Source organism: Halorussus pelagicus (genome assembly GCF_004087835.1).
GTDB classification, from domain to species: Archaea; Halobacteriota; Halobacteria; order Halobacteriales; family Haladaptataceae; genus Halorussus; species Halorussus pelagicus.
Window position 1 is genome coordinate 1503079 of sequence record NZ_CP035119.1, and the last position, 24073, is coordinate 1527151.

The window sequence follows — 24073 nt, forward strand, 5'->3', positions numbered from 1 at the left end:
CCCTACCAACTAAAATAGTACGAAAGTTCGTGGCAGTCTACGAGTTGCTACCGAATTCGAGACCGAGGGCGTCCTTGACCTTTCCAACTGGTTCGTAGTCGCTCGCCTCGCCATCCTTCAGACCGGTGAACCAGATGTCCTCAACGTCCTCGTCGTCGGTTTTGAAGTCCTCCGGTTCGGCGTTCAACAGCGCCTTCTCGACTTCCTCGCGCTTGTCGGACTCCCAGTTGCTCCGAGTCAGGATGGGCGCGCGCGGAATCGGGTCGGATGCCGCCACGAGTTGAAGTTCCGGGTCCTCCTCGCCAGCACCGTCGAACTCCGCGGAATGCTCTTCGAACCGGTCGGGGAACTGGTCGGCCGGGACGTGGGATGCCGTCGAGAACGCCCCGGTTCCGGCGGCGACCACGTCGTCGCGGTTGATGAGTTCCTTTCTGGCGTTGTCGTGGTCGGACCACTGCGCCTCGAAGTCGGTCGGGTTCCCGTCGGGCGCGTTGCCAACGTCGAGTCCCGCCTCGTCGAGCATATAGAGGGGGAACAGCGACCCGCTGGTCGAGACACGACCGCCGAGCGCGATGTTTTTGCCTTCGAGGTCCGTGAGTTCCTCAACGTCGCTATCAGGGGTCGTCGTGATGAGCGAGAAGTATTTCGCCGCGCCGTAGGCGACGCGGATGCCGAGGATGTCAACGACATCCTCGTTGGTTCCGACGACCGCGAGCGTCGGCGACGCGTCGGCGATATCGGCTTGGTCGCTCTTGAGCGACTGGTACACCGCGGGATAGTCGCCAGCGACCGTCGCTTCGATGGTGACGCCGGTCTCCTCTTCGAGATAATTGAACAGGCCTTGGTACTGCTTTTTGACGTTGACCGAAGACTCCGCGGGAGTGAGTACGAACCGGACCGTCTCCGATTCCTCTGTCTCGTCGCTCCCATTGGTCTCGGTTCCTTCGCCGTCCGTTCCGTTCTCCTCCGAGGTCTCGTCGCCCCCGTTGTCAGAACCGGACAAGTCGCCGATGCAACCTGCGGTCCCAGTCAGTCCGACGACGCCAGCGGCGGCCGTAGATTTCAGGAACTTCCGTCGCTTTTCCATGGATGAGTCATCTATAGGGTCAGACACGTATCTGTTAAATCTTCCTATTCTTACTATATATATGTGTCATTGCACTTTGTATGTCGAAGAAACACGTACGTGCCAGAACAGTATGTCGTGTGATTCTGGAGCTATATTTATATAATTTCCATTTCTCAAGTTCTGAAAATAAATGGCGGTGATTTGAACTATTCGGTCGTCAGCAGTCGCACCCAGTCCCGTAGGTGTAGTATTCGCACTTGCCAGTGGAGTCTTCTCTGGCACCGTAGTAGTTCTTCACAAAGGAGTGTGTCGGACCACCGGGAGTATAATTCACGTCACACACTTCGAGAGTGCAGTCCTCGTAGCCGGAACAGTGGTCGGACGGTGTCACGCCGTTTTCGTCCGCCACAAACGTCTCGTCGCCGTCTTTCGCCCGAACTCGGGCGTAAGCAAGGTCACGCTCCGGTTGGACGTAGAAGTCGATGCGGTGTGAGTCGCTTTCAGTCGAATGGAGGACGATGGCTGTCTGTTCGCCGTCCTGACGAGTTGTTCCGACCTGCGTCACGTCGAAGTCTGCTTCGGGATCGATGTGTTCAACACTCCCATCCGTCTGGAAAGACTCCGTTTCAAAGTCGAAGTCGGCCGGAAGGATGTCTTCGGCCACGAGTGTCTTCTTCACCGTCTCAGCCCGTTCGGTGAACGTCTGACGGAGGCGATCCTCGTCTCGGTACTCGTTGAGAAGTTGCTGTCGTTTCTGGTAGCGTGCCTTGACGCTCTCGGTAGTTAGTGTACCGAAAGCGGCTCCGACTGCGGCGACGCTTCCCATCTTTCGCAGCAGTGCTCTTCGTGTCGTATCGGACTTCTCCGACATACATACGGGCGGGCGGAGATAGAAAATATAATTTTATAATATTTATATATGCATGTATTTCATCTATTTGCGGTAAAATAATGTGGTGTTGTCAGACTGGTGGATTGATAGAGTAGAACTTCGCGTCCGTGATAATGCTTGGAACCACCGCAGTCTGTGGCAACCGTTACGCGCAAAAGAACGACGCGCTGAACCCCCAGTTCCCGAGACACGTCTGCGAATACGACTCGATACCTCGCCGGTTTTTCGGCGACCCGACCCCACGAGGGAAAGGAACTTTGCCGTGCCGTGAGAACGTCCTGGCATGAGTACCATGGAAACGCGCGACCGCGACATGGCCGAGGCGACAGTCGTCGTGGTCGATTACGGACTAGGCAACCTCCGGAGCGTCACGCGGGGGTTGGAGCGTGCGGGGGCCACCGTCGAGGTCAGCGACGACCCCGATACCTTCGAGTCCGCCGACGGCGTCGTCCTGCCAGGCGTCGGGGCGTTCCGCGAGGGCGTCGAAAACGCGGGACCGTACCGGGACGCGCTCCTCGAAGTCGCCGAGAACGGCACGCCCGTCTTCGGCATCTGTCTCGGCATGCAGATGCTCCTCACGACCAGCGAGGAGGCCGAACGAGACAGTGGCGTCCGCGGTGAAGAGTCCGAAGACGACGGGCGTGCCGGTGGACACGCGGGCGACGTGCGCGGACTCAACCTGATTCCGGGCACGAACGTCCGCTTCGCGCAGGGCCAGAAGGTCCCGCACATGGGGTGGAACGAACTCGACGTAACACGCGACCATCCACTTGTCGAGGGGGTCAACGGCGAGTATGCGTACTTCGTCCACTCGTACTACGCGGTCCCCGAGGACGAGGACGCCGTCGTCGCCACGTCCGATTACGGAACTGAGTTCCCCGCGGTCATCGCCAACGAGGACGGGACCATTTTCGGAACGCAGTTCCACCCCGAGAAGAGCGGTGAGACCGGACTCCGAATCCTCCGGAACTTCGTTGACATCTGCGCCGAGTGAGTGGCAGTCCGTTTCTACGTCTTCGTCGTCCGCCGGGACAGCGCAGGCCGTATCAGAATCGAGCAATTACCAAAATATATAAATTAAGATATAATTATGGGTTCTTCACAGTATTAGATAATAAAAATAAAGATTTTACAACAAATAATTAAACAATAAAACACGACAATATTACTATGAATGCCTGCACTCGGAAGCCGCATCGGATTCACGGTACTGGGAATCGCGTTCACCGGCGGTGGTCTGCCGCACCGATCACGGCAGACGCCCCGATTACTGAGTCGCCGATTACGGGTCCGATCACATGGTAACTGATACTCCGGTCTCGCTTGACTCTTTTACTGGTCAAATCTTACTCTAATTTAGAATAGTTTCTATTATAGTCAGCTATCTATACATAAGATTTAATACTATTGTGGCTCGTGGATGTATGTAGGAGGTGAACTATGATGTACGGTATCGTACAACGCGTTATGCCGCCCTGTGGCGGTAACGTTTGGTGTTGAGACGGGTCTGTTCGCAGACCGACAGGCGTACAGTTGCTAAACTACCGCATTTCTAGAGAAAATCGCGCACGTCGGAGTACCACATGTCGTGGTCGTCTACCTCGCCAACCCGACGCGCGATGGCGACGGCGATGACGTGCCAGCAGAGGTCGGTCGGGTCCTCGGGGTCGAGATTGTACTCGCTGTCCCGACAGCCACAGCCGCGGCCCTCCACGACGTACTCCTCGTCGTGACCGACAACGACGGTGAAATCTCGGTACTCCTTGACCCGGCCCTCCGAGACGGCTTCGATGGCCTGCGCGCCTCGGTCGTCGTGGACCGACAGAATGGCGTTCGTGACCTCGGGGGTGAGTTCGCCCGCCGCATCGAGGTCGGCTTGCCACTCTTCGACGGCGTTCACGGGGACCGCCTCCGAAGCGCGCGCTCGGGACTCTCGGGCACTGTATCGTCGGCCGGGAACACGACAGAGGCGTTCGGACGGCGGGACTAAACCGGTTCCGGTGTCGCGCGTTCGCGTCGAAGTCGAGTCGGCCGACGCCGAGCGAACCAATCGGTTCGCTTTTCGCCGGGGAGCGACGACTACGGGCATGAACGTCAGCGAAGGCGGGGTCGAGGTCGAAGTCCCCGAACAGGCCGACGAGGGAATCGGCGACGAGGTGTTTTTCAACCCGGTGCAGGAGTTGAACCGCGATTTGACAGTGGCGACGCTCCGGGCCTACCGCGACCGAGAGCCGCGCGCCGAATACTACCTCGACGCGATGGCGGCCAGCGGCGTCCGGGGCGTCCGCGCCGCGGCCGAGGGGTGGAACGCCACGCTCGCGGACATCGACGAGGAGGCCATCGAACTCTGCCGCCGGAATCTCGACCGGAACGACCTCGACGCCGAAGTCGTCCAGCGCGACGCCAACGCGCTGATGCACGAGGAGGTTTTCGACGTGGTGGACATCGACCCGTTCGGGACGCCGATTCCGTTCGCGGACGCCGCGTTCGCCAACACCCGCGATTTGGTCTGTGTCACCGCGACTGACACCGCGCCGCTCTGTGGGGCGCACTTCCACAGCGGCGTCCGCAAGTACAGCGCGGTCCCGCGCAACACCGACTACCACGCCGAGATGGGCGTCCGAATCCTGCTGTCGGCGATGGCACGCACGGCCGCGCGCTACGACGCGGGCGTCACGCCTATCCTCACGCACGCGACCAACCACTACGTTCGGACCTACCTCGAACTCGACCACAGCGCGAGCGACGCCAACGCCGCAATCGATGAGTTGGGCCACGTCTACCACTGCGAGGACTGTCTCCACCGCGAACACGACCACGGCCTCGTCGCCGACCCCTTCGACTCCTGTCCGGAGTGTGACAGCGAACGAATGTTGACCGCCGGACCGCTGTGGCTTGGAGCGACTCACGACGCCGAGTTCGTGGCGGCCGTCCGCGACGAACTCGATGCGTCGATGGGCACCGCGAGCAAGATCGAGCGACTGCTGAACACGCTCGAAGGCGAACTCCACCTGCCGACCCACTACGACCAGCACCGACTCTGCAAGGAGTGGAGTCGCACGGCCTCGGGCATGGACGAGTTTCTCGACGGTCTCCGGGACGCTGGCTACGAGGCGTCGAGAACCCACTACGGCGGGACGACGTTCAAGACGCGCGCGACCGTCGAAGATATTCGAGCCGCGACACGAAACTCCTAAAGTCGGGGTTCACGACCGAATACCCGTCGTCGTGCCAGTGAATATTTGTATCTCGTTGGCGAAATGACTCGCGTGTCCAGTCTCGGAACCGCAGTGAGCGTCGGTCGCTCGGTCGTCGAGGAGGCCCGCGAACAGGAGATTACCTTCCTCGCGGCGAGCACGGCCTACTACGCCTTCGTCTCGCTCATCCCGCTGTTGCTGCTTGCCTTCGTCGTCATCTCGTTCGTGGCGACCGACCAGTTCGCGCGGGATGTCGTCAGTCAGGCCTCGGGGCTACTGACGGCGACCGGACAGGAACAGATCGTCGAGTTCATCACGAACCCGCAGGGACGAGGCGGGACGACCATCATCGGACTGGTCGTGCTGGCGTGGAGCGCGATAAAGGTGTTTCGCGGCTTCGACGAGGCGTTCTCGGCTATCTACGCGGCCGACACCAAGACGGGCATCGCCGAGCAGGTCAAAGACGCGCTGATAGTATTGGCCGCCATCGGCGCGGGCGTGGTCGTGGTCGTGCTGACCGGTACGGTGACGGCGCTGTTCCCCGAGTTCCCCTTTGTCGATGCCATCACGACGCTGATTCAACTGCTCGCGCTGGTTCCCCTGTTCCTCCCGCTGTACATCGTCTTCCCCGACGATGACGTTTCGGTTCGGGAGGCGCTTCCCGGTGCCGTGGTCGTGACCATCGGTTGGACGGTTCTGCAAGTGCTGTTCCGCATCTACGCGGGCGTCTCCTCGACCAGCCCCTCGCAGTTTCTCGGTACGGCGCTCCTGCTGGTGACGTGGCTCTACTTCGCCAGCATCCTCGTCCTGCTGGGCGGCGTCGTCAACGTCGTCCTCGCAAATCGCGGTAGCTATGCGGAACGAACAAAACAGTCGGAGACCGAACGTATCGAACGCAAACAAAAACTACTCTCCCGATACATGACCGACGACGAATCCGCTCCCGACATCGTGGAACTCCGCGACGAGTTGCGGGAGCTGCGAGCCGACGTTGAATCGTTCGAAGAGGACATCGAATCTCGGACCGTCGAGAAACCCGAGGTCGAGTCGGAACTGAAGCAGTACGTCCGCAAGCGGATGCGTCGCGGCCACGCTCGCGGCTGGGGTCCTTACCTCGTGTTGCTGTACGGGACCGCGATGACCATCGCGGCGTTCTACTGGCTCGAGCAGTTCTGGGCCATCTTCGCCATGACCATCGTCTGGCTCTCGACGCTCGGACTCTACGCGCTGATGGTGATGCTCGGGTTCGGCGTCGGCGTACTGAGCCTCCCCGGCCGCATCGGCGACCGAATCGGCAACTTCCGGTCGTAGCGTATATTTTTCTCCCGCGATTAGCTCCACTCCATGCCCGGACGCGGACTCGGCGTCCCCGAGGCGTTCGAACGACTGCTCTCGCCGTGGATACGCGAGCTATTCGCGCTCCTGACCCAGTTGGGCGACGCGTGGTTCCTCTTTACCGCGGTCGCGTTCCTCTACTGGTTCGGGAACCGACGACGCGGCGCGTTCGCGCTCTCGGCGATTCTCGGCGCGCTGGCGCTGACGCTCGCGCTCAAGGGACTGTTCGCGCTTCCCCGCCCGCCGACCGAGTTGCACGTCGGCCACGCCAGCGGCTACGGCTTCCCGAGCGGTCACGCCATCGGCGCGACGGTTCTGTGGGGACTGCTCGCGCTCGTCTTCGAGCGGGGCACCCACCGGTGGCGCGCAATCGCGGCGGGAACCGTCGTCGCGGTCGTGGCGACCTCTCGACTCGTCATCGGCGTCCACTACGTCGCCGACGTGGTCATCGGCATCGCGGTCGGTCTGGTGTATCTCGGGGCACTGCTGTACGTGGCCGACTGGAATCCGACCCGCGGGTTCGTCGTCGCGGCCGGACTGAGCCTCGCGGCGCTCATCACGAACGGCATCACTCCCGATTCGGCTGCCATGCTCGCGGGTATCGTCGGTGCCGGAGCGACGTGGTGGGCGCTAAACGGGACCCCCAGCGGGACGGTCCGTCTGCCCGCCGCCGTCGCGGGACTGGCAGCGTTCGGTGCAGTCGGCTACGCGGGCAACGAACTCGCGCTCCCGCTCGCCGGGGTGTTCGCCCTGAATCTGGTGGTCCCCGCGGGAATTTTGCTGTTACCGCTAGTTGTCGAACGCGCGAAAAGCGGGCGGTCGGCGTCGCCGACCTAAGAAGGAATGCCGTCCTGAACCGTCGGCCCGAGAGTCAGAACTTTTCGAGGTACTTCTCTTCCTCCCACGAGGAGACGTGAGCCTTGTAGTCGGCGAAGTCGGCGCGCTTGGCCTGCGCGAACTTCTCGGTGACGTGTTCGCCGAGTGCATCCCGAACTACCTCGTCGTCTTCGAGCGCATCGACGGCCTGCCCGAGACTGCCGGGGAGCGTGGTGATGCCGTACTCGTCGAGTTTGGCGTCGTCGAACTCGTAGATGTCCTCGCGGACGGGTTCGCCGGGGTCGGCATCGTTCTCGATGCCTTCGAGTCCGGCCTTGATGACGACTGCCAGCGCGAGGTAGGGGTTACACGACGGGTCGGGACTCCGAATCTCGAAGCGGGAACTCGCGCCCGCGGCGTCCGGAACGCGGATGAGCGCCGAGCGGTTCACGTCGCTCCACGCCACGTAGACGGGTGCCTCGTAGCCGGGAACGAGGCGTTTGTAGGAGTTGACCGTCGGGTTCGTGACCGCGGTGAAGGCCTCGGCGTGGTTCAGCACGCCGCCCATGAAGTTGTACGCCGTCTCGCTGAGGTTGAATTCGTCGTCCTCGTCGGCGAAGGCGTTGCCGTCCTCGTCGAAGAGGCTGATGTGGCTGTGCATGCCCGAGCCGTTAATTTCGCCGATGGGCTTGGGCATGAACGTCGCGTGGAGGTCGTTTTTCTCCGCGACTGCGCGCACGACCGCCCGGAACGTCGAGATGTTGTCGGCCGCCGAGAGCGCGTCGTCGTACTTGAAGTTGATCTCGTGCTGGCCCTCCGCGACCTCGTGGTGGCTGGCCTCGACCTCGAAGCCCATCTTCTCCAGCGTGAAGATGATTTCGCGGCGCACGTCGCTGGCGAGGTCCTTGGGCGCGAGGTCGAAGTAACCGCCCGCGTCGTGGGGGATGGTCGTCGCCTTCCCGTTCTCGTCTTTCTCGAACAGGAAGAACTCGGGTTCGGGACCGATGCTGACCGAGTAGCCCATCTCCTCGGCCTCGGCGAGGACGCTCTTGAGAACTTGGCGGGGACCGCCCTCGAACGGCGTCCCGTCCGTGTTCACCACGTCACAGATGAGACGAGCGCTCGCGGTGTCGCCGTCCGAGCGCCACGGGAGGATGGCGAACGTCTCGGGGTCGGGTTCGAGACGCATGTCGCTCTCTTGAATCCGAACGAATCCTTCGATAGAAGAGCCGTCGAACCAGATGCCCTCCTCGAAGGCCTTCTCGACCTGCGAGGCGGGCACGCTGACGTTCTTGACGGTTCCTGTGATGTCGGTAAACTGGAGGCGAACGAAGTCAACGTTCTCGGCTTCGATCTGGTCGAGTACGTCCTGTTCGGCTTCGGTCAGCCCCGATTCCTCGCTCGCGGTGATTTGTCCATCCGTCATCTTTGTCGTCGTTATTCACGACAACGTGGACTACTAAAACCTTATTGGTCTGCGCAATTCTGCCTTTACCCGAATAGAATTGGATATTCGTAAAATTCTAAAGGGTGGCGACCGTCGTCAAACGCAATGACGTACGAAAACCTCGACGCGAAGTTGGTGAATGCGCTATTGGGCGACGGCCGAGCGAGTTTGCGGAGTCTCGCGGAGGACCTCAACGTATCGGTCACGACCATCTCGAATCATCTCAACGACCTCGAAGAACAGGGTATCATCGACGGCTACACGCCGAAGGTTGACTACGACGAACTCGGTTACGACGTGACCGCGATCATTCAACTCAAAGTAGAGGGCAATGCACTGGCTGACGTGACCGAAAACCTCCGGAGCCACGACCAAATGATAAGCGTCTACGAGGTCACGGGCGATTACGACATCATCGCGGTCGGAAAGTTCGCCGACACCGACGGGATGAATCGGGGCATCAAGACCCTGCTCAACGACCCGGACATCAAGGAGAGCAACACCAGCGTCGTTCTGAACGCCGCCAGCGAACACGAGCAGTTCGAACTCGACATCGACGAGAACTGAATTCGCCCCGACTATCTCTCCGGTTGATTTAGTATCGACAGGCTTTCAAGCAACCGAGAGTAGTGGTCCCTAATGAGTCTTATCGCCGAGTTCTCGCTTCGGTCGTCGGAACTCGTGCTGTCGGCCGCGCTTGACGCGGCCCCGGACGTGACCGTCGAACTCGAACAGCAGATGGCCACCGAGTTCGACGCGCCCGTAGTGTTGTTCTGGGCGTTCGGCGGTGATTTCGACCGACTCGAAACTGGACTCGAACGAGATGCCTCGGTCCGCGAGAGTACCGTTATCGAGGAGTTCGGCGGGCGGAAGCTCTTTCGGGTCCGTCTGGATACCGACAATCTCTGCCCTATCTATCCGCTCTATCAGCGTCTCGGCGCGTCGCCGATGGCCGCGACCGGCACGGCAAACGGGTGGGAGCGACGAGTTCGATTTCCGGACCGGGACTCGGTAGTCGAGATGCGGCGACTCTGCACCGAGCGAGACGTGACGTTTCGCCTCCGGCGGCTCTACACCCCCGGCGACACGGAACTCGAAGACGAGTTCGGTCTGAGTTCCGAGCAGCGCGACGCGCTGACGACCGCCGAGCGGGTGGGCTACTTCGAGGTTCCGCGCGATGTGGCGCTTGACGAACTGGGCGAGGAACTCGACGTTAGCGGCCAATCGGCCTCCGAGCGACTCCGGCGGGGTATCTCGAAACTCGTCTCGAACACGCTCCTGAGCGATTTCTGACCACTGCACCCGAGACGCGTCTCTGCGCGAATGCACCGAGATTTTCCGATTGTTGGACATCGACGGCTCTCGCTGGATGGACGCTCGGCTCTGCAAGCGAGTGCGAAAGAAAGCAAAACGAAATGGGTTCCGAGACGCGGTGTCAGACGACAGCGCGCGACTGAATCGGACAGTCGGTCGGTGCGGGTCGGTGGTCGGAGTGTAAAGGGAGGCAGTGGGCCTATTTTACATTGCGCCGCCCATGCCGCCCATACCGCCCATGCCGCCCATGCCGCCGCCCATACCGCCGGGACCGCCAGCGCCGGGTCCGCCGTCGCCGCCGTCGTCGCCGTCAACCTGACCGCCTTTCAGGTCGCCCGCGGCGATAACGTCGTCAATGCGGAGCAGCATGACGGCCGCCTCGGTGGCGGACTCGATGGCTTGGGTCTTGACTCGGAGGGGTTCGACCACGCCGTCTTCCTCCATGTTCACGACTTCGCCCGTGTAGGCGTCGAGACCGGACTCGAAGTTACCGGCGTCGTGCTGACTGCGGAGGTCAACCAGCGAGTCGATGGGGTCGAGACCCGCGTTCTCGGCGAGGGTGCGCGGGATGACTTCGAGGGTGTCGGCGAACGCTTCGACCGCGAGCTGTTCGCGGCCGCCCACGGAGTCGGCGTAGTCGCGCAGTTCGAGCGCGAGTTCCGTCTCGGGCGCGCCGCCGCCGGGGACGACTTTGCCGTCCTCCAGCGTGACGCGCACGACGCCGAGACTGTCCTCGATGGCGCGCTCGACTTCGTCCACGACGTGTTCGGTGCCGCCGCGGAGGATGAGGCTGACGGACTTGGCCTCTTCGACATCCTCGACGAAGATGCGCTGGTCGCCGCCGACATCCTTCTGCGCAACGGAGCCAGCGAAGCCGAGGTCCTCGTCCTCGATGTCGCTGACGTTGCTGATGACGTTTGCGCCCGTCGAGCGGGCGAGCTTGCTCAGGTCGTCGGACTTGGCGCGGCGGACCGCGATGATGCCCGCTTCCGCGAGGAAGTGCTGGGCCATGTCGTCGATGCCGCCGTCCACGAAGACAACGTCAGCGCCGACGGCTTCGAGTTCGTCAACCATCTCGCGGAGCTGCTCCTCCTCTTGGTCGAGGAAGTTCTGAAGCTGGTCGGGGTCGGTGACGTTGACTTCGGCGTCGATTTCGGTCTCCTTGATTTCGAGGGCGTCGTCGAGCAGGGCGATGTTGGCGTCCTCGACGAAGTAGGGCATGTTCTCGTGGACGCGCTCCTTGTCCACGATGACGCCTTCGACGAGTTCGGACTGGTCGATGGAACCGCCGACGACGGTCTCGACCTTGATGTTGTCCGTATCGACTCCCTCGTCGTCGGCGACGCTCTGGACCGCGCGAACGACGAGTTCGGCGAGGTAGTCCTTGGAGTTCTCCGCGCCCTTGCCGGTCATCGCGGTGGACGCGATGCGTTCGAGGGTCTCGGTGTCGTCGGCGTCCACGTCGATTGCCTTCTCTTCGAGGAGGTCCTTGGCCTTCTCGGCGGCCTGACGGTACCCCTGTGCGAGCGTGGTCGCGTGGATGTCCTGTTCGAGGAGGTCCTCGGCCGTTTCGAGGAGTTCACCGGCGACGACGACCGCGCTGGTCGTGCCGTCGCCGACCTCGTTCTCCTGCGTCTCGGAGACTTCCACGACCATGTTGGCCGCGGGGTGCTCGATGTCCATCTCCTTGAGGATGGTGACGCCGTCGTTCGTGACGACGACTTCGCCCGTGGAGTCCACGAGCATCTTGTCCATGCCTTTCGGTCCGAGTGTCGTCCGAACGGCCTCGGCGACGGCGGTCCCGGCGGTGATGTTCATCGACTGCGCGTCCTTTCCGGAGGTTCGCTGGCTGTCCTCGGAAAGTACAATCATCGGCTGGTTGCCCATTCGTTGTGCCATGTGTACCTGATAGATTGATTGCCATTCTATATAAAGCTTTCCCTAATGTGCGTGAGAACCTACCGCATAGAAGCGGAAAGGTGTTATGAGAACTATTCACACAGTATGTTTATAAGGGCTAGTGCGAGCTTGCTTCTAGGCCACCACTGCGGCCACTTCCGGAGATGACGGATAGCTCGTGACAGTCCGTCAACACTAACTGCTCAACTGTTGACGTTGCCCTCATGAAGACCGTACCGAAGCGTGTCGCTCATTGGCGGACTTGGCTCAAACTGGGAAGCACAGCGTTTGCTATCTGCACTGTTACTGTTTTGCTCGGAGATTCGATTCCCAGAATACTCTTCGGCTACTCGACTCCGAAGCCGCTACAGTTTATCGCTCAAACCGGATTCTACGCGTCTCTCGTTTTCTTCCTCGTTTCTTTTACTTGTTTAGCGCGGCGTCAGAATCGACGCGAGAATTAGAACAGAATTTTGCGGGGATATCTTCGTCGATTATCCGGGGAACTGGTGGAACTCCATCCCTTCGCGCTTCATCTCGTTGCGCTTGCGTTCGAGGAACGAGTACACCGACCCGTGGGGCGCGCCGTCGAGAATCATCTCGGCGGCGCTCCGAACCACGTCCACCTGCTTGGGGCTGCCGATGACGCCCATCGTGGTGCCGTAGATGACGACGCTCGCGCCGGTCAACTCCTCCATGAGTTCGCGGGTCCGACCGTTCTCGCCGATGAGTCGCCCTTTCTGGCGTTCGAGGTCGTTCTGATTTCGAGCGGCGGCGTCGATGTCGATGATGTCGAGCATCATCATGTCGTCGTCCAGTAGCGTCAGCGCCTCGTCGGGCGCGAACCCGCGGCCGATGGCCTTCACGATTTCCGGTCCTTTGAGACCGAGGATGGGGTCGCCGGTCTTCTCGACTTCGACTTTCCCGTTCTCGGAGTCGATGTCGAGTCGCACCTCCGCGCGACTCTCTATTTCGCGCATCGTCTCACCTCCTTCGCCGATGAGAACACCGATTCGGTCCTGCGGAATCTTCACATGTTGCATATGAGTACATACTCGTTGGGGGTGTTTGAAGGCTTCGTCCGCGTGTGAACGACTACTTGTTCGGGTCGGCGTGGTCCCGAATCCACGCCTCCAGTTCGTCGCCGCGAACGTCCATCCCCTGTCGCCGGAAGAAAGCGGCGACGTTGGCGCAGTCCCGAGTCAGAAACTCCCCGCTGTTGGGGTGGTGAATCGTGACCGCTTGTCCGAGGTCGATGATGACGAGTTCGCCGTCGTGGACGATGATGTTGTACTCGCTCAGGTCGCCGTGGACCAGTCCAACGTCGTAGAGGCGTCGCATGTACTCCCGGACCACCTCGAAGGCGGTCTCGGGGTTTTCGAGGTGGGCGTCGTCGAGCGTGGGCGCTCGGTCGCCGTCGCTCCCCAGAAACTCCATGACGAGGACGTTGCGCTGGACCGCGATGGGGTCGGGGACGCGCACTCCGGCCTTTTGGGCGCGCTTGAGGTTGGCGAACTCCTTGCGCGTCCACGCGAGAACGACCCGCTTTTTGTCGCCCGATAACTCCTCGAACCGGGGGTCGCCCACGAGGTACTCGCGCATGTCTCGGAAGTCCGAGGCGTTGATGCGGTAGACTTTCACCGCGACTTCGCCGCGCTCCTCGCTCCCGAGCGCCGAGTAGACGTTCGCCTCTTTTCCCGAGGAGATGGGACCGCCGAACGCCTGCACGTAGCCGTCCTGAACGAGTTTATAGAGCGCACCCAGCGTGGCGTCGTCGAATACCGACTGCTCGACTTTGAACTGCTCGGTGTTCTTCAACCGCTCGCGGAACTTGTTGAACTCTCGGTCACGCTGGCGCTGGACCTTGTCGGCCTCGGTGTCGGTTACGTCTATCTCTTCCCACTCGTCGCCGACGCCCTCCACGTTGTCGGGTTCGAGTAGGCTGTACTCCTCGGACATCTACACCGCCCTAGCGCGTCCAGCGGTAAAAGGGTGGGTTTTCGGCGACTCAACGCCGCTCAGACGACTGGCGGTCTCAGTAGCTCTCGCGGTGGAGAATCTCGTCTACGTCGCGTCGCGGGAGTCGCTCGGGTTCCTCGCCGCCGCTCGGTCCGACCGCGACGAGCATCACGGGAATCTTGTCCTCGGGGAGGTCGAGGAACTCCGCGAGACCGTCGTGGTCGAAGCCGATCATCGGCGTCGCGGTCAGCCCTCTCGCGTGCGCGGAGAGAAGCAGATTCTGCGCCGCGAGGCTGGGGTTCCGGATGCCGTAATCTCGGCCCATGCGGTCGTCGTCGTACATGCCGACGGCAGTCGCCTTGGTCTCCTCGGCGGCGGCCTCGTCCATCCGCCCCGCGTCGGCCCACTGTTGGAACACCTCGTCGGCCGTCTCGGGTTCGCTGTGGCCGACGACCAGAATCGCGGTTCCGGCCTCTGCGATGTGTTCCTGTCCGTAGGCCAGTTCAACGATTTCGTCCAGCGCATTGTCGTCCTGCACGGAGACGAACTCCCACGGCTGGAGGTTGTACGACGAGGGTGCGAGCGCGGCGTCCCGAATCAGTTCTTCGAGCGTCTCGTCGTCCAGTTCCGCCTCGGCGTCGAAGTTGTGGCCCGACCGCCGGGACCGGATGGTCTCGATTGCGGCCGGTCGTTCCTCGTGCGCTCCGTCGGAGTCGTCGGTTTCGGCTTGCTGAGTAGTCACGACAAACGGTACGGTTTGGACACTTAACGACCAACCGTAATCCCGCGTTCTTGCCTATTGGGGTCTGATGCCCTAACACAGGTGTAACCACCAGTCGTCGGTGTCACTCCGTCCGCCGAAAGTACAACTACTTATGTCTATCAGCGGCTCGAAACCGGCCGGTCGAGCTATCTGGCTCGCCCAGTCAGTGACGCTACTTCGAGTGAACGACTACCGAGAGACGAACAGAGTTCTCCGAGTGAAGCAAACGGTTTACTGGATATGGCCTTCGTCGCGGAGTTGGTCGGCTTCCTGCTTGTCGTAGCGCCACTTGATGTCGGCCTTCTCGTCCTGCCAGTCCCACGGTTCGACCAGCACTACGTCGTCTTCCCGAATCCAGATGCGCTTTTGCATCTTGCCCGGAATCCGGGCCGTGCGCTCAGTTCCGTCCGCGCATCGTACTTTTACGCGATTCGCGCCGAGCATGTTGGTGACGGTGGCGAACACCTCGTCGTCGTCGGGCATGCGGAGGTTCTTCCGCCGTCCGCCGTCGTTGTCACTCATATTTTCCGTTTGGAGGCGGGGAGGTTTAAATATACTGTCGTTCGACGTTCCGGCCCGGAGCAAGGGAGTTTAAGTTACGCCCGAACCCACCCCGTCGTATGCTCGATAAACTCGGCGCGAAAGGCATCGTCGGGGTGTTGCTCCTACTCGGGGGTCTCGGCGTCGTCGCGTGGAAAGCACCCATCGTCGCGGTCGGAATGGCGCTGGTCGTCGTCGGATTCGTCCTCGTCGCGTGGGGTCTCGTCTCGGGACTCATGGCGAGTTTCGGTCTCGGCGGGATGATGGGCGGCGGTGGCGGCTTCGAGTAGAATCGTTCAGTGCGCGCAGAAATTCGTCTCCGGCGAATTTTTGTGCGGTCGAAACGGCGAATCGCTCGCTTACTCCTCTAGTTCTCGCAACTTCTCGCGGCCCGGCGCGACCAACTCGTCGAGGTAACTCGCCAGCGCGCCCTTCGCATCGGCGGGGTGGAGTTCGCCGCTCTCCAAATCGTCGGCCAGCGCCTCGTAGTCGTCGTACTCCAAGTTGCCGCCGTACTCGTCGGGGCGCTCGACCACGACGGTCTCGAAGCGCGGGAAGACGTGGTACTGGAAGATTTCCAGCACCGGATTTTCGAGGTCGTCCTCGGGGTCGCGGGTCGGCGGGCAGAACGCCGAGTTGACCTTCTCCTCGATGTCCTCGGTGGAGTCCTCCATCGAGATGGTGACGCCCGAACTGCTGGACATCTTGCCCTCGCCGGTTCCGAGGTCGGCGAGGATGGGCGTGTGGAGACACGGCCGGGCCTCGTAGCCGATTTCGGGCAGTTCCTCGCGCATCAGCATGTGGACCTTCCGCTGGTCGAGTCCACCAACTGCGAGGTCCAAATCGAGGTACTCGATGTCGAGCGCCTGCATCAGCGGGTAGACGACGTGGCTGACCTTCGCGGTCTCGCCGCCCTGAATCTCGGCCATCGCGCGCTGGGCGCGGTTCAGCGTCGTGTCGAGTTCGAGTTTGTGCAGGTCCAGCGCGTAGTCGTCGTCCAACTGGTACTCGGAGCCGTAGACGAACTCGGTCTGCTCGTCGTCCAGTCCGTACGCGAGGAACTGCTTGCGCATCTTCTCGGCGGTCTCCTCTATCTCTTCGAAGGTCCCTTTCCCGTTGAGGTAGGCGTGTACGTCCGCCAGCAGAATAACGACCTCCATCCCCGCCTCCTGCAGGTCGATGAGCTTGTTCGCCGTGAGCATGTGGCCGATGTGGAGGACCCCCGACGGCTCGTAGCCGACGTAGACCCGCTTGCCTTCGGGGTCTTCGGCGAGTGCTTCGACCTCCTCGTCGGTCACTGCTTCCTCGACGTTCCGCGAAATCAACTCGTAAGCGTCCATACGCGGTCTGTGTCCCGCGCGGGGCTTTAGCGTTCCGGGACCGTGCCAACGGTTCGGGCGTGCGTCGGCGGTTCTCGCAGTATTTATCGTCTCGAAAAAAGCGAAAATTAGTCTACGGACTCTGGCCGCTGGCCTCCGAGGAACCATACTTGGTCTCGGCCCGGTGTTCGCTGATGAGTCGGTCCAACTGTTCGGCCTTCTGGTCTTTCCGGCGTTCCTCGGCGCGCTCCTCCCAGTCCGCGACGACGGCCTCGACTTCGCTCTCGCGGGTGACGGCCAGTTCGTCAACCTCCTGAATCGTCACGTCGTCGGCGGGACCGACCGGAACCTCGTTCTCGAAGAGGACGCGGTCGGCGGCGTCCGAGAGACCGCCCTCGCCCGCGAGGACGACTTTCGGGTCTACTTCGGCGAGTCGTTCGGCGGTCGAGCGCCCCGCGCCCGAGGCGTCCCGGAGGTACACCACGTCGTCGGTGGCCAGTCCGAACCGGTCGTGGGCCTCGGCGATGGCGTCCTTGGTGAACTTCTCGACGGGCTTGACCGGCGTGAGTCCGGCTTTCTTCTCGGCCACGTCGCTGAAGTTCGAGTGGTCGAGCTTCCAGAGTTCCTTGAGTCGCGCGAGTTTCCCCTCCAGTTCCTCGATGCGCTCGTCACGCTCGTCGAGTTGTCGCTCCAGTCGGTCGTTCTCGCGTTCGAGTCGGGAGACCTCCCGGCGCTCGCGCACGTCCTTTCGCTCCTCGCTTTTTGCGGCTTCGAGGTCGCCCTTCAGTTGCCCGATGCGGCCCTCCTTGCTCTCGATGGTGTTGTTCAACTCTTCGACGTGATTTTCGAGGCGCTCGACTTGGGTCTCCAACTGCTTGATGCGCTTCTCGTCGTCGGTCAACTCGCGGGGCGTGTGTTCGGTCTCTTCCTCGTCGGGTTCGTCGTCCTCCGAGAGCGCGTCCAGCGCGGTCTCCACGGAGTCGTCGCCAGCGACCACGCGCGCGGTGACTTCCCCGCGGTCCATCCGCGGGGGCACCTTCTCGGCGATGCGGGAAAACTGGTCTTCGTGGTCGTCGAAGGCGTAGAGTGCGGCCGCCATCGCGTCGCGCTCGTGGTCATTGTCGTAGTCGTGGTCGCGGGTGCGGTGTTGCTTTTCGTCCACCGGCAGGTCGGAGTTGGGAATCCACCCCGCGGCGTCGAAGCTCCGGCGTATCTTCTCGACGGTCTCGGGCATCGGTTCCACGTCGGCGGCGACGACGACCGGCCGCCCGCGCTCGATTATCCACTCGATGACCTCGGCGGTGTCGGCCGTGCGCGTGCTGAGTACGTCCAGTAGATTCCCGTCCAAGTCCGTCACCGCAACCGCGGTGGTCGTGCCGGGGTCGATGCCGACCAGTACGTGGTCGCGGCGCTTGGCGAGCGGTTCGAACTCGATGCCGTCCCGGCGCTGGCGCTCGACTTCGACGCGCACGTCGCCCGAGCGCTCGTTCGACACCGGGATGTCCTCGGGGCGACCCTCGACCTTGAAGACGGCGTTCGAGAACCCGCCGTACTTTTCGGTCACGTCGCGCTCGTAGTCGAGACTTGCCGAATCCAGTTCGCTCTCGATTTCGCGGCTTCGCTTGCGGACCGCGCCGTGAATCCGGCGGGTGTAGCGGTCCTCGCTCCACCCGCCCTTGCCGGTCGAGCGCCCGCGCGAGACCTTTATCTCCGTGGTGTTCGTGAAAGCGGAGACTTCGTAGCCGACGTTTCCGGCCGCGAGTCGCGCGGCGGCTTCCGCCTCCTTCATCGGGTCCTTGCCGTAGGGGACGCCGTGGCGCGAGGCGACCCGCGAGAGCGGTTCGGGGCGCTCGGCTCCCGTCACCTGCACGAGTCTCGTCCCGTCCGGTAGTTCGCGCAAGAAGTGGACGAGGGCGTCCTTGTCGGCGGCCAACTCGTACATGTTGTCGGTCGCCACGAGGTCGGGTTCCTCGCGGTCGATGAGTCGGCGGAGCTTACGATGTGACACCACGTCGCGGTCGATGTTCTCGCCATCGAACGCGACGAGCGCGTAGGAAGGTGCGTCGCCGCGGACATCCCCGCTCTGGATGTCCACGCCGAAGACGAGCGTGTCGAGGGCACTCGTGCGGGCGTTCACGCGCGAGGATAGGTGTCGGGCGGATATAAATCCGACGCGGGATGATTTTGGTCAGCGCGAACGCCGGACGAAAAAGTGAGTTCTTGAGCGCGAGCGTCGGCGAATCAGTCGCGGCGGTGCGCGAGGAGCGCAGCCGCGACGAGCGCGACGACTGCGATGGCGGGAGTGAATCCGGGGATGTCGCCGGACGTTTCGCCCGCGGTCGTCGTTTCGGTGGCGTCGCCGACCGCCTTCTCGGTTGTTTCGGCGGTGTCGTCACCGGCCGTCGTCGTCTCGGTTGTGGTCTCGGCTCCGATGTCGCTGGCCGCGAACTGGGCGTTCAGCACCGAGTCCGCGAAGTAGACGCGCTGGTAAGCCGAGGTGTTGTAGTCGCCGTACATCTGGACGGACTTGCCCGCCGAGAGTTCTCGGAGGTCGGCGAAGCCGAACGTCGCCGTCACGGTGCCGTTCGACAGCGAGACCGAGTCGGCCGCGAGCCGGTCGCCCGCGTCGCCGGTGGTCGCGTAGAAATCGCTCACGTTCTGGATGCCGTCGGGCGCGGCGAGTTCGACCGTCGCGGTCCCGTCGGCCACGCTCACCGACTCCGTCTCGACTTCGGCATCTACGCGCCGGATGCGGTTCTCGCCGGTCGGCGAGACCGGTCCGTTCTGCTGGACGTACTCCAGCACGGCCGTGCCGTAGAGCATGTGCGACTCGCTGGTCACGGTCGCGTTCTGGAGCGGCGAGTCGTCCCACGTCGTCATATAGGAGTTGACGGTGACGTTGTAGGTCGCCTCCTCGTCGAGGGGTTCGCCGCCGACCCACACGTCACGGATTTGGTCGTCGGTGTCGTTGTGGCCGACCCACTCGTAGGTGACGCCGCTGACCTGTAGCTTGGCTTCTGCACCGTACTGCTGGCCCTCGTCGCTTTCGAGCGTCACGATTTGGCTGGCGAGGACCGTTTCGAGTTCCGCGCCGGTGAGTTCGACGGTGACGAGCGTGTTCTGGAAGGGAAGCATGTTGTACACGTCGCCGACCGTGAGGTTACCGGGACCGTAGACGCTGTTCGAGCGAATGCCGCCCGCGTTGGTGACGGCGACTTCCGCGCCGCTCTGAGCGCGGAACGAGTCGCCGACGAGGTTGCCCAATGCGGTTTCGTCGTGGTAGTTCGAGGCGAACCGAGAGTCGAGTTCGACCTCGGTCTTCCCGGCCACGTCGTTCAGTTCGTCCTCGCGGGCGCTCGTGATGACGTTCGAGACAGTCTCGTTTTTCGAGACGTTCTCGGTCACGTCCAGGAGTCGGCCGTCCCACGCCGTCACCTCGCCGTCCTCGACGGTGAGGTTGAGTTCCGCGACGTGTTCCGCGCGGGCCTCGGCCTCCATGATGACTGCGCCGCCAGTCTTTTGGGGCGCGTACTCGATTTCGTCGTCGCCGACGACGATGGCGTCAACGTTCTCGGTCGTGTTCGCCAGTGTCTTCGCCACGGGGACGCCGAGGTGCGCCGAGACGACGACTACGTCCACGTTCTCCTCGTCTTTGAGCATCGTGGCGTACTCGCTGGCCACGTCGGAGTAGTTCTGGACCTCGTATCCCTGCTTGTCGAAGTCCACTGCGGTCTTGGACTTGATCTTCTCGTCGGCCACGCCGACGATACCGACCTTCGCGCCCTGTCGCTCGACGACCGTGTACGGTTCCGTGCCGGGAATCGTCTCGCCGGTCTCCGAGTCCACGATATTGGCCATCAGCCACGGGAACTCCGAGGCGTTGCTGAAGTTCGCCACGGCGTCGAATCCGTAGTCGAGGTCGTGATTCCCGATGCCCTCGGCGGCCGGGTCGAGGACGCTCAGCGCCTTTGCGGGCACTCGCCACTGACTGAGCGGCGACAGCGAGTGGGGACTCACCTCGTCGCCGCCCCCGACGACGACCGTCGGGTTCTCGTGGGCGGCACGACGCTGGTTCAGCAACGTGACCATCCGCGGGAAACTCCCGTTCTCGACCGCCGCGGTCTGGATGTCGTTGTACGACAGGACGGTCAGCGTCGTCGCGCCGTCGGTCGTGTTGTTCGTCGGGACCTGCGCCGCGGTCGGTGCGGGAACAGTGGACCCACTCGTACTGTGCGCGTCGGTGGTGTTCGCCGCGACGGGCGGTACAGCGCCCGAGGCGACGAGACAGAGAATCAGCAACAACGATGCGTACTTGCGCATGCATCAGTTTGCTCGCAGAACCACAGAATAAATCCAGCTATTTACTAATTATTAGCCAAATTATAACACAGTAATGGTTGGGAGGTTTCGGAAGGGACGACCCCGTTCGAGTTGTTGCTTCGCTCTACTCGTCGGGGAACGGCACGTCCAGTCGCTCACCGTCGTCGGGGACGAACGTCTCGCCGTCGAACGCCTCGCGTGCCTCTTCGAGGTGGGCGGACACGTCGCCCGCGTAGCGCGAGGAGATGTGGGTCAGCGCGAGTCGCTCCGCGTTCGCCCTGCTGGCGATTTCTCCGGCCTGTCGCGCGGTCGAGTGGGCCGTGTCGGCGGCGCGCTCCGCCCGGTCCTCGGCGAAGGTCGCGTCGTGGATGAGCAGGTCGGCGTCCTCGGCGATTTCGGCGACCGTGGAACTCGGTCGGGTGTCGCCGGTGTAGACGAACCGACGGCCGGGTCGAGAGTCGCCGACGACCTGTTCGGGTTCCACGACCGTCCCGTCCTCTAACTCGACGGCGTTGCCCTCGTGGAGTTTCGAGAATTTCGGGCCGACCGGAACGCCCAGTTCCTCTGCCTTTTCGCGGTTGAATCGGCCCTTGCGCTCGTCCTCGATAAGGGCGTAGCCGAGCGAGTTGGTGTTGTGGTCGGTCCGGAACGTCCGGACCTCGTAGTCGTCGCGCCGGACCGCGGCCTCGTCGGGACCGACGCCGTAGACGTGGACCGGAAACGACGGTCGGTTGCCAGCGGCGTGAATCAGCGCGTCGATGTCGTCTTCGGTTCCGGCGGGCGTGTAGACGGTCAGTGCTTCCTCGCGGTCGTTAAAATCGAGCGTCTGGACGAGTCCGGGGAGTCCGAGTACGTGGTCGCCGTGGAGGTGGCTGACGAATATCTCGGAGATGGTGAACCCCGTGCCGAAGCGCATCATCTGGCGCTGGGTCCCCTCGCCCGCGTCGAACAGCATCCGGTCTCCCTCCCGGTTGACCAGCACCGAACTGGGATTTCGCTCTGTAGTCGGCACTGCCCCGCCGGTTCCGAGAAAGGTAACGCGCATCGACATCCTCACTAAAAGTCCGAGAGCGCGCGGGAAAGCGCCTTCGAAATCCCGAGCGCGGTATCGCCCGTTACGGACGAGGAAACACGGGGTTACAATCCGAAGCCGCCACCGAAAATAACCGAATAGCCGCGGCCTAAAGCGTCGTATTTTGGTGTTACGCTCGTAAACAGTCGCGCCTGTTTATTCACGGTCTCGCCGTCGCTTATTCTGCCGATTGGGGGTTACAAATGACACGCGACAGAAAGACACTTACTGCCGTCTTCATGGCGGTGTTGATGGTTTTAGCGAGCGGAACGGCCGTATCGCTCGCTGTGACTGGTAGTTCGACAGATGCGGGAACGAACGCAGTGGGGGTCCAAGAGACGACCACCTCGGACGGCGAGGAAACGGCGACCGAGACCGACGGTGCCGAGGAGACGACGCGAGAGGCCGACGGACCGGCAGAAGGTGACGCGAGCGTGAATATCGACGAGCAGGAGTCTGACGGTGAGCGCGTCGTCATCGAGTCGGCGACTCTGCCCGAGGGCGGGTTCATCGCTATTCACGACTCGTCGTACGCCGAGGCACCGCTTTCGAGCGTCCTCGGCAACTCGGTCTACCTCGAACCGGGGACTTACGAGGACGTGACCGTCACGCTCGCTCGACCCATCGAGGAGAGCCAGACGCTCGTCGCCATGCCGCACCTCGACACGAACGAGAACCAAGTCTACGACTTCGTTCTCTCGACTGGTGGAGTCGATGGTCCGTACACCACGGACGGCGAAATCCTCGTTGACGAGACCAACGTGACGGTCGAACAGGCGACGACGACGCCCGAAGAAACGACGACCGAGGAGATGACCACAACCGAGGAGATGACGACGACTGAGGATGTGGGTGACGACGAGACCACAACTGAAGATGTGGTCGATGGCGAGACCACCACGGAGGAACCACCTGCTGAGACCGGGCAGTTCATCTTCAAAATCGAGCAGATGAACATCGACGAGTGGTCCTTCGTCGTCGGTGACGAGGAGACGCCCGACCGGACCGAGACGGTCGATAACATCACCATCACCGACCGACGCGTCGAAATCAATCTGAGCGAAATTCTCCGCGAGAGCGCCATGACCCAGCAGCAGGCTACTCCGATGACGACCCTGAGTCCCGACGAAGCCGAGGAGATGATTCAGGAGAACCTCTCGCAGGACATCGAGACCGTTCGGTTCGTCATCCGGGATGTCACCGTCGAGAACGTGACGTTCGTCGTCACGGCTCCGGAGGGCGTCGAGATGCCCGAGCCACCGATGACTACCACGACGACTGAAGAAGAGGTCGGAGTTACCACGACCGAAGAAGTCGAGACTACCACGACCGAAGAAGTCGAACCTATCACGACGACTGAAGCGGAAGACGGTGTGGACACGATCACGACCACTGAAGAAGAGGACGAAATTACCACTGAAGAAGACACCGTCACGACAACTGAGGCAGTCGAACCTATCACGACGACTGAAGCGGAAGACGGTGTGGACACGACCACGACTGAAGAAGAAGACACCATCACGACCAAAGAAGTGGACGAAACCACGACAACGGAGGAAGTCGAGACTATCACCACGACCGAAGCGGACGACGTGGAAGACACTACGACAACGGAGGAAGTCGAGACTATCACCACGACCGAAGCGGACGACGTGGAAGACACTACGACAACTGAGGAAGTCGAGACTATCACCACGACCACCGAAGCGGACGACGCTGTGGATACCACCACGACGACTGAAGAAGTCGTTGCGGAGGGCGACGCGCAGTCCTTCGAGGTCTCCGGACTCGACGCGCCCGAGAGCGCGACCACCGGCGACACAATCACGGTGAGTGCCACCGTCAGCAACCCGAGCGACCAGCAGGCGACCCAACAGGTCGCGTTCCGACTGGAGGGTAGCGTCGTCGCGCGCCAAGACGTGACGCTCGGTGCGGACGAGGAAACGACCGTCGAGTTCGAGATCGACACCGAAGGCGTGCCCGCTGGGGAGTACATCCACGGCGTGTACACGCAGGACTTCGGCGAACTCGCGGTTATCACCATCGAGGAGTCTGGCGAAGAGGCGGCCACCGAAACGCCCGCTGGTAACGTGACGACTACCGCCGCCCCGTAATTCCGACGCGAGCAATT

Annotated in this window: 21 protein-coding genes; 8 read left to right on the forward strand and 13 right to left on the reverse strand. The window is 62.2% G+C overall.

Annotation, left to right across the window (positions count from 1 at the left end):
* Positions 1-37: 37 nt before the first annotated feature.
* Positions 38-1087: a PhnD/SsuA/transferrin family substrate-binding protein gene (locus tag EP007_RS07620; protein WP_128477088.1), complete on the reverse strand. Its 1050-nt coding sequence runs from the start codon at positions 1085-1087 to the stop codon at positions 38-40.
* Positions 1088-1286: 199 nt separating this feature from the next.
* On the reverse strand, positions 1287-1940 hold the full coding sequence (locus EP007_RS07625) for a hypothetical protein (protein WP_128477089.1): 654 nt from the start codon (positions 1938-1940) through the stop codon (positions 1287-1289).
* A gap of 304 nt (positions 1941-2244) precedes the next feature.
* Between EP007_RS07625 and hisH the strand changes: the two genes are divergently transcribed.
* Entirely contained in the window at positions 2245-2955 is a 711-nt protein-coding gene (gene hisH, locus EP007_RS07630) for an imidazole glycerol phosphate synthase subunit HisH (RefSeq protein WP_368408095.1), read from the forward strand.
* A 558-nt stretch (positions 2956-3513) separates the two neighbouring features.
* On the opposite strand, the gene EP007_RS07635 is transcribed toward hisH, so the two are convergent.
* The gene (locus EP007_RS07635; protein ID WP_128477090.1) at positions 3514-3861 is read right to left on the reverse strand and encodes a hypothetical protein; all 348 of its coding nucleotides are present in this window, start codon (positions 3859-3861) and stop codon (positions 3514-3516) included.
* Positions 3862-4048: 187 nt separating this feature from the next.
* Here EP007_RS07635 and EP007_RS07640 point away from each other — a divergent pair, with 187 nt between their 5' ends.
* The 3 genes from EP007_RS07640 to EP007_RS07650 all read left to right on the forward strand — a co-directional run bounded on the left by EP007_RS07640 (position 4049) and on the right by EP007_RS07650 (position 7330).
* Complete coding sequence (locus tag EP007_RS07640; protein ID WP_128477091.1) at positions 4049-5158, forward strand: tRNA (guanine(26)-N(2))-dimethyltransferase; 1110 nt, start codon at positions 4049-4051, stop codon at positions 5156-5158.
* A gap of 72 nt (positions 5159-5230) precedes the next feature.
* Positions 5231-6469 (forward strand): YihY/virulence factor BrkB family protein, encoded by a 1239-nt coding sequence (locus EP007_RS07645; protein ID WP_243700464.1) that lies wholly within the window; start codon positions 5231-5233, stop codon positions 6467-6469.
* Positions 6470-6502: 33 nt separating this feature from the next.
* Positions 6503-7330 (forward strand): phosphatase PAP2 family protein, encoded by an 828-nt coding sequence (locus EP007_RS07650; RefSeq protein ID WP_128477093.1) that lies wholly within the window; start codon positions 6503-6505, stop codon positions 7328-7330.
* 34 nt (positions 7331-7364) lie between these two features.
* Here EP007_RS07650 and glnA read toward each other — a convergent pair whose 3' ends face one another.
* Positions 7365-8735: a type I glutamate--ammonia ligase gene (gene glnA, locus EP007_RS07655; RefSeq protein WP_128477094.1), complete on the reverse strand. Its 1371-nt coding sequence runs from the start codon at positions 8733-8735 to the stop codon at positions 7365-7367.
* Positions 8736-8861: 126 nt separating this feature from the next.
* On the opposite strand from glnA, the gene lrp reads away from it, so the two are divergent.
* The gene (lrp, locus tag EP007_RS07660; protein ID WP_128477095.1) at positions 8862-9323 is read left to right on the forward strand and encodes an HTH-type transcriptional regulator Lrp; all 462 of its coding nucleotides are present in this window, start codon (positions 8862-8864) and stop codon (positions 9321-9323) included.
* Positions 9324-9395: 72 nt separating this feature from the next.
* A complete protein-coding gene (locus tag EP007_RS07665) occupies positions 9396-10049 on the forward strand; it encodes a helix-turn-helix domain-containing protein (protein ID WP_128477096.1) in 654 nt (217 codons plus the stop codon).
* Between the two features lie 225 nt (positions 10050-10274).
* Here EP007_RS07665 and thsA read toward each other — a convergent pair whose 3' ends face one another.
* From thsA to eif1A, 5 genes are all read right to left on the reverse strand, one after another.
* Positions 10275-11957, reverse strand: a complete 1683-nt coding sequence (gene thsA / locus EP007_RS07670; RefSeq protein WP_128478535.1) for a thermosome subunit alpha — start codon at positions 11955-11957, stop codon at positions 10275-10277.
* Between the two features lie 506 nt (positions 11958-12463).
* Positions 12464-13012 carry a KH domain-containing protein gene (locus EP007_RS07675; protein WP_128477097.1) on the reverse strand — a complete coding sequence of 183 codons (549 nt, stop codon included), beginning with the start codon at positions 13010-13012 and terminating at the stop codon, positions 12464-12466.
* Between the two features lie 52 nt (positions 13013-13064).
* Complete coding sequence (rio1, locus tag EP007_RS07680) at positions 13065-13928, reverse strand: serine/threonine-protein kinase Rio1 (RefSeq protein WP_128477098.1); 864 nt, start codon at positions 13926-13928, stop codon at positions 13065-13067.
* A gap of 76 nt (positions 13929-14004) precedes the next feature.
* Positions 14005-14670 carry a nitroreductase family protein gene (locus EP007_RS07685; RefSeq protein WP_128477099.1) on the reverse strand — a complete coding sequence of 222 codons (666 nt, stop codon included), beginning with the start codon at positions 14668-14670 and terminating at the stop codon, positions 14005-14007.
* Positions 14671-14922: 252 nt separating this feature from the next.
* A complete protein-coding gene (eif1A, locus tag EP007_RS07690) occupies positions 14923-15213 on the reverse strand; it encodes a translation initiation factor eIF-1A (protein WP_128477100.1) in 291 nt (96 codons plus the stop codon).
* 98 nt (positions 15214-15311) lie between these two features.
* Here eif1A and EP007_RS07695 point away from each other — a divergent pair, with 98 nt between their 5' ends.
* Positions 15312-15521 carry a DUF7470 family protein gene (locus tag EP007_RS07695; RefSeq protein ID WP_128477101.1) on the forward strand — a complete coding sequence of 70 codons (210 nt, stop codon included), beginning with the start codon at positions 15312-15314 and terminating at the stop codon, positions 15519-15521.
* A 69-nt stretch (positions 15522-15590) separates the two neighbouring features.
* Here EP007_RS07695 and EP007_RS07700 read toward each other — a convergent pair whose 3' ends face one another.
* The 4 genes from EP007_RS07700 to rnz all read right to left on the reverse strand — a co-directional run bounded on the left by EP007_RS07700 (position 15591) and on the right by rnz (position 21921).
* Complete coding sequence (locus EP007_RS07700) at positions 15591-16571, reverse strand: tyrosine--tRNA ligase (protein WP_128477102.1); 981 nt, start codon at positions 16569-16571, stop codon at positions 15591-15593.
* 112 nt (positions 16572-16683) lie between these two features.
* A complete protein-coding gene (locus tag EP007_RS07705) occupies positions 16684-18687 on the reverse strand; it encodes a DUF460 domain-containing protein (protein WP_128477103.1) in 2004 nt (667 codons plus the stop codon).
* A gap of 104 nt (positions 18688-18791) precedes the next feature.
* A complete protein-coding gene (locus EP007_RS07710; protein WP_128478536.1) occupies positions 18792-20870 on the reverse strand; it encodes a bifunctional metallophosphatase/5'-nucleotidase in 2079 nt (692 codons plus the stop codon).
* 124 nt (positions 20871-20994) lie between these two features.
* A complete protein-coding gene (gene rnz, locus EP007_RS07715) occupies positions 20995-21921 on the reverse strand; it encodes a ribonuclease Z (protein WP_128477104.1) in 927 nt (308 codons plus the stop codon).
* Positions 21922-22145: 224 nt separating this feature from the next.
* On the opposite strand from rnz, the gene EP007_RS07720 reads away from it, so the two are divergent.
* The gene (locus tag EP007_RS07720; RefSeq protein WP_128477105.1) at positions 22146-24056 is read left to right on the forward strand and encodes a DUF7282 domain-containing protein; all 1911 of its coding nucleotides are present in this window, start codon (positions 22146-22148) and stop codon (positions 24054-24056) included.
* Positions 24057-24073 lie beyond the last annotated feature (17 nt).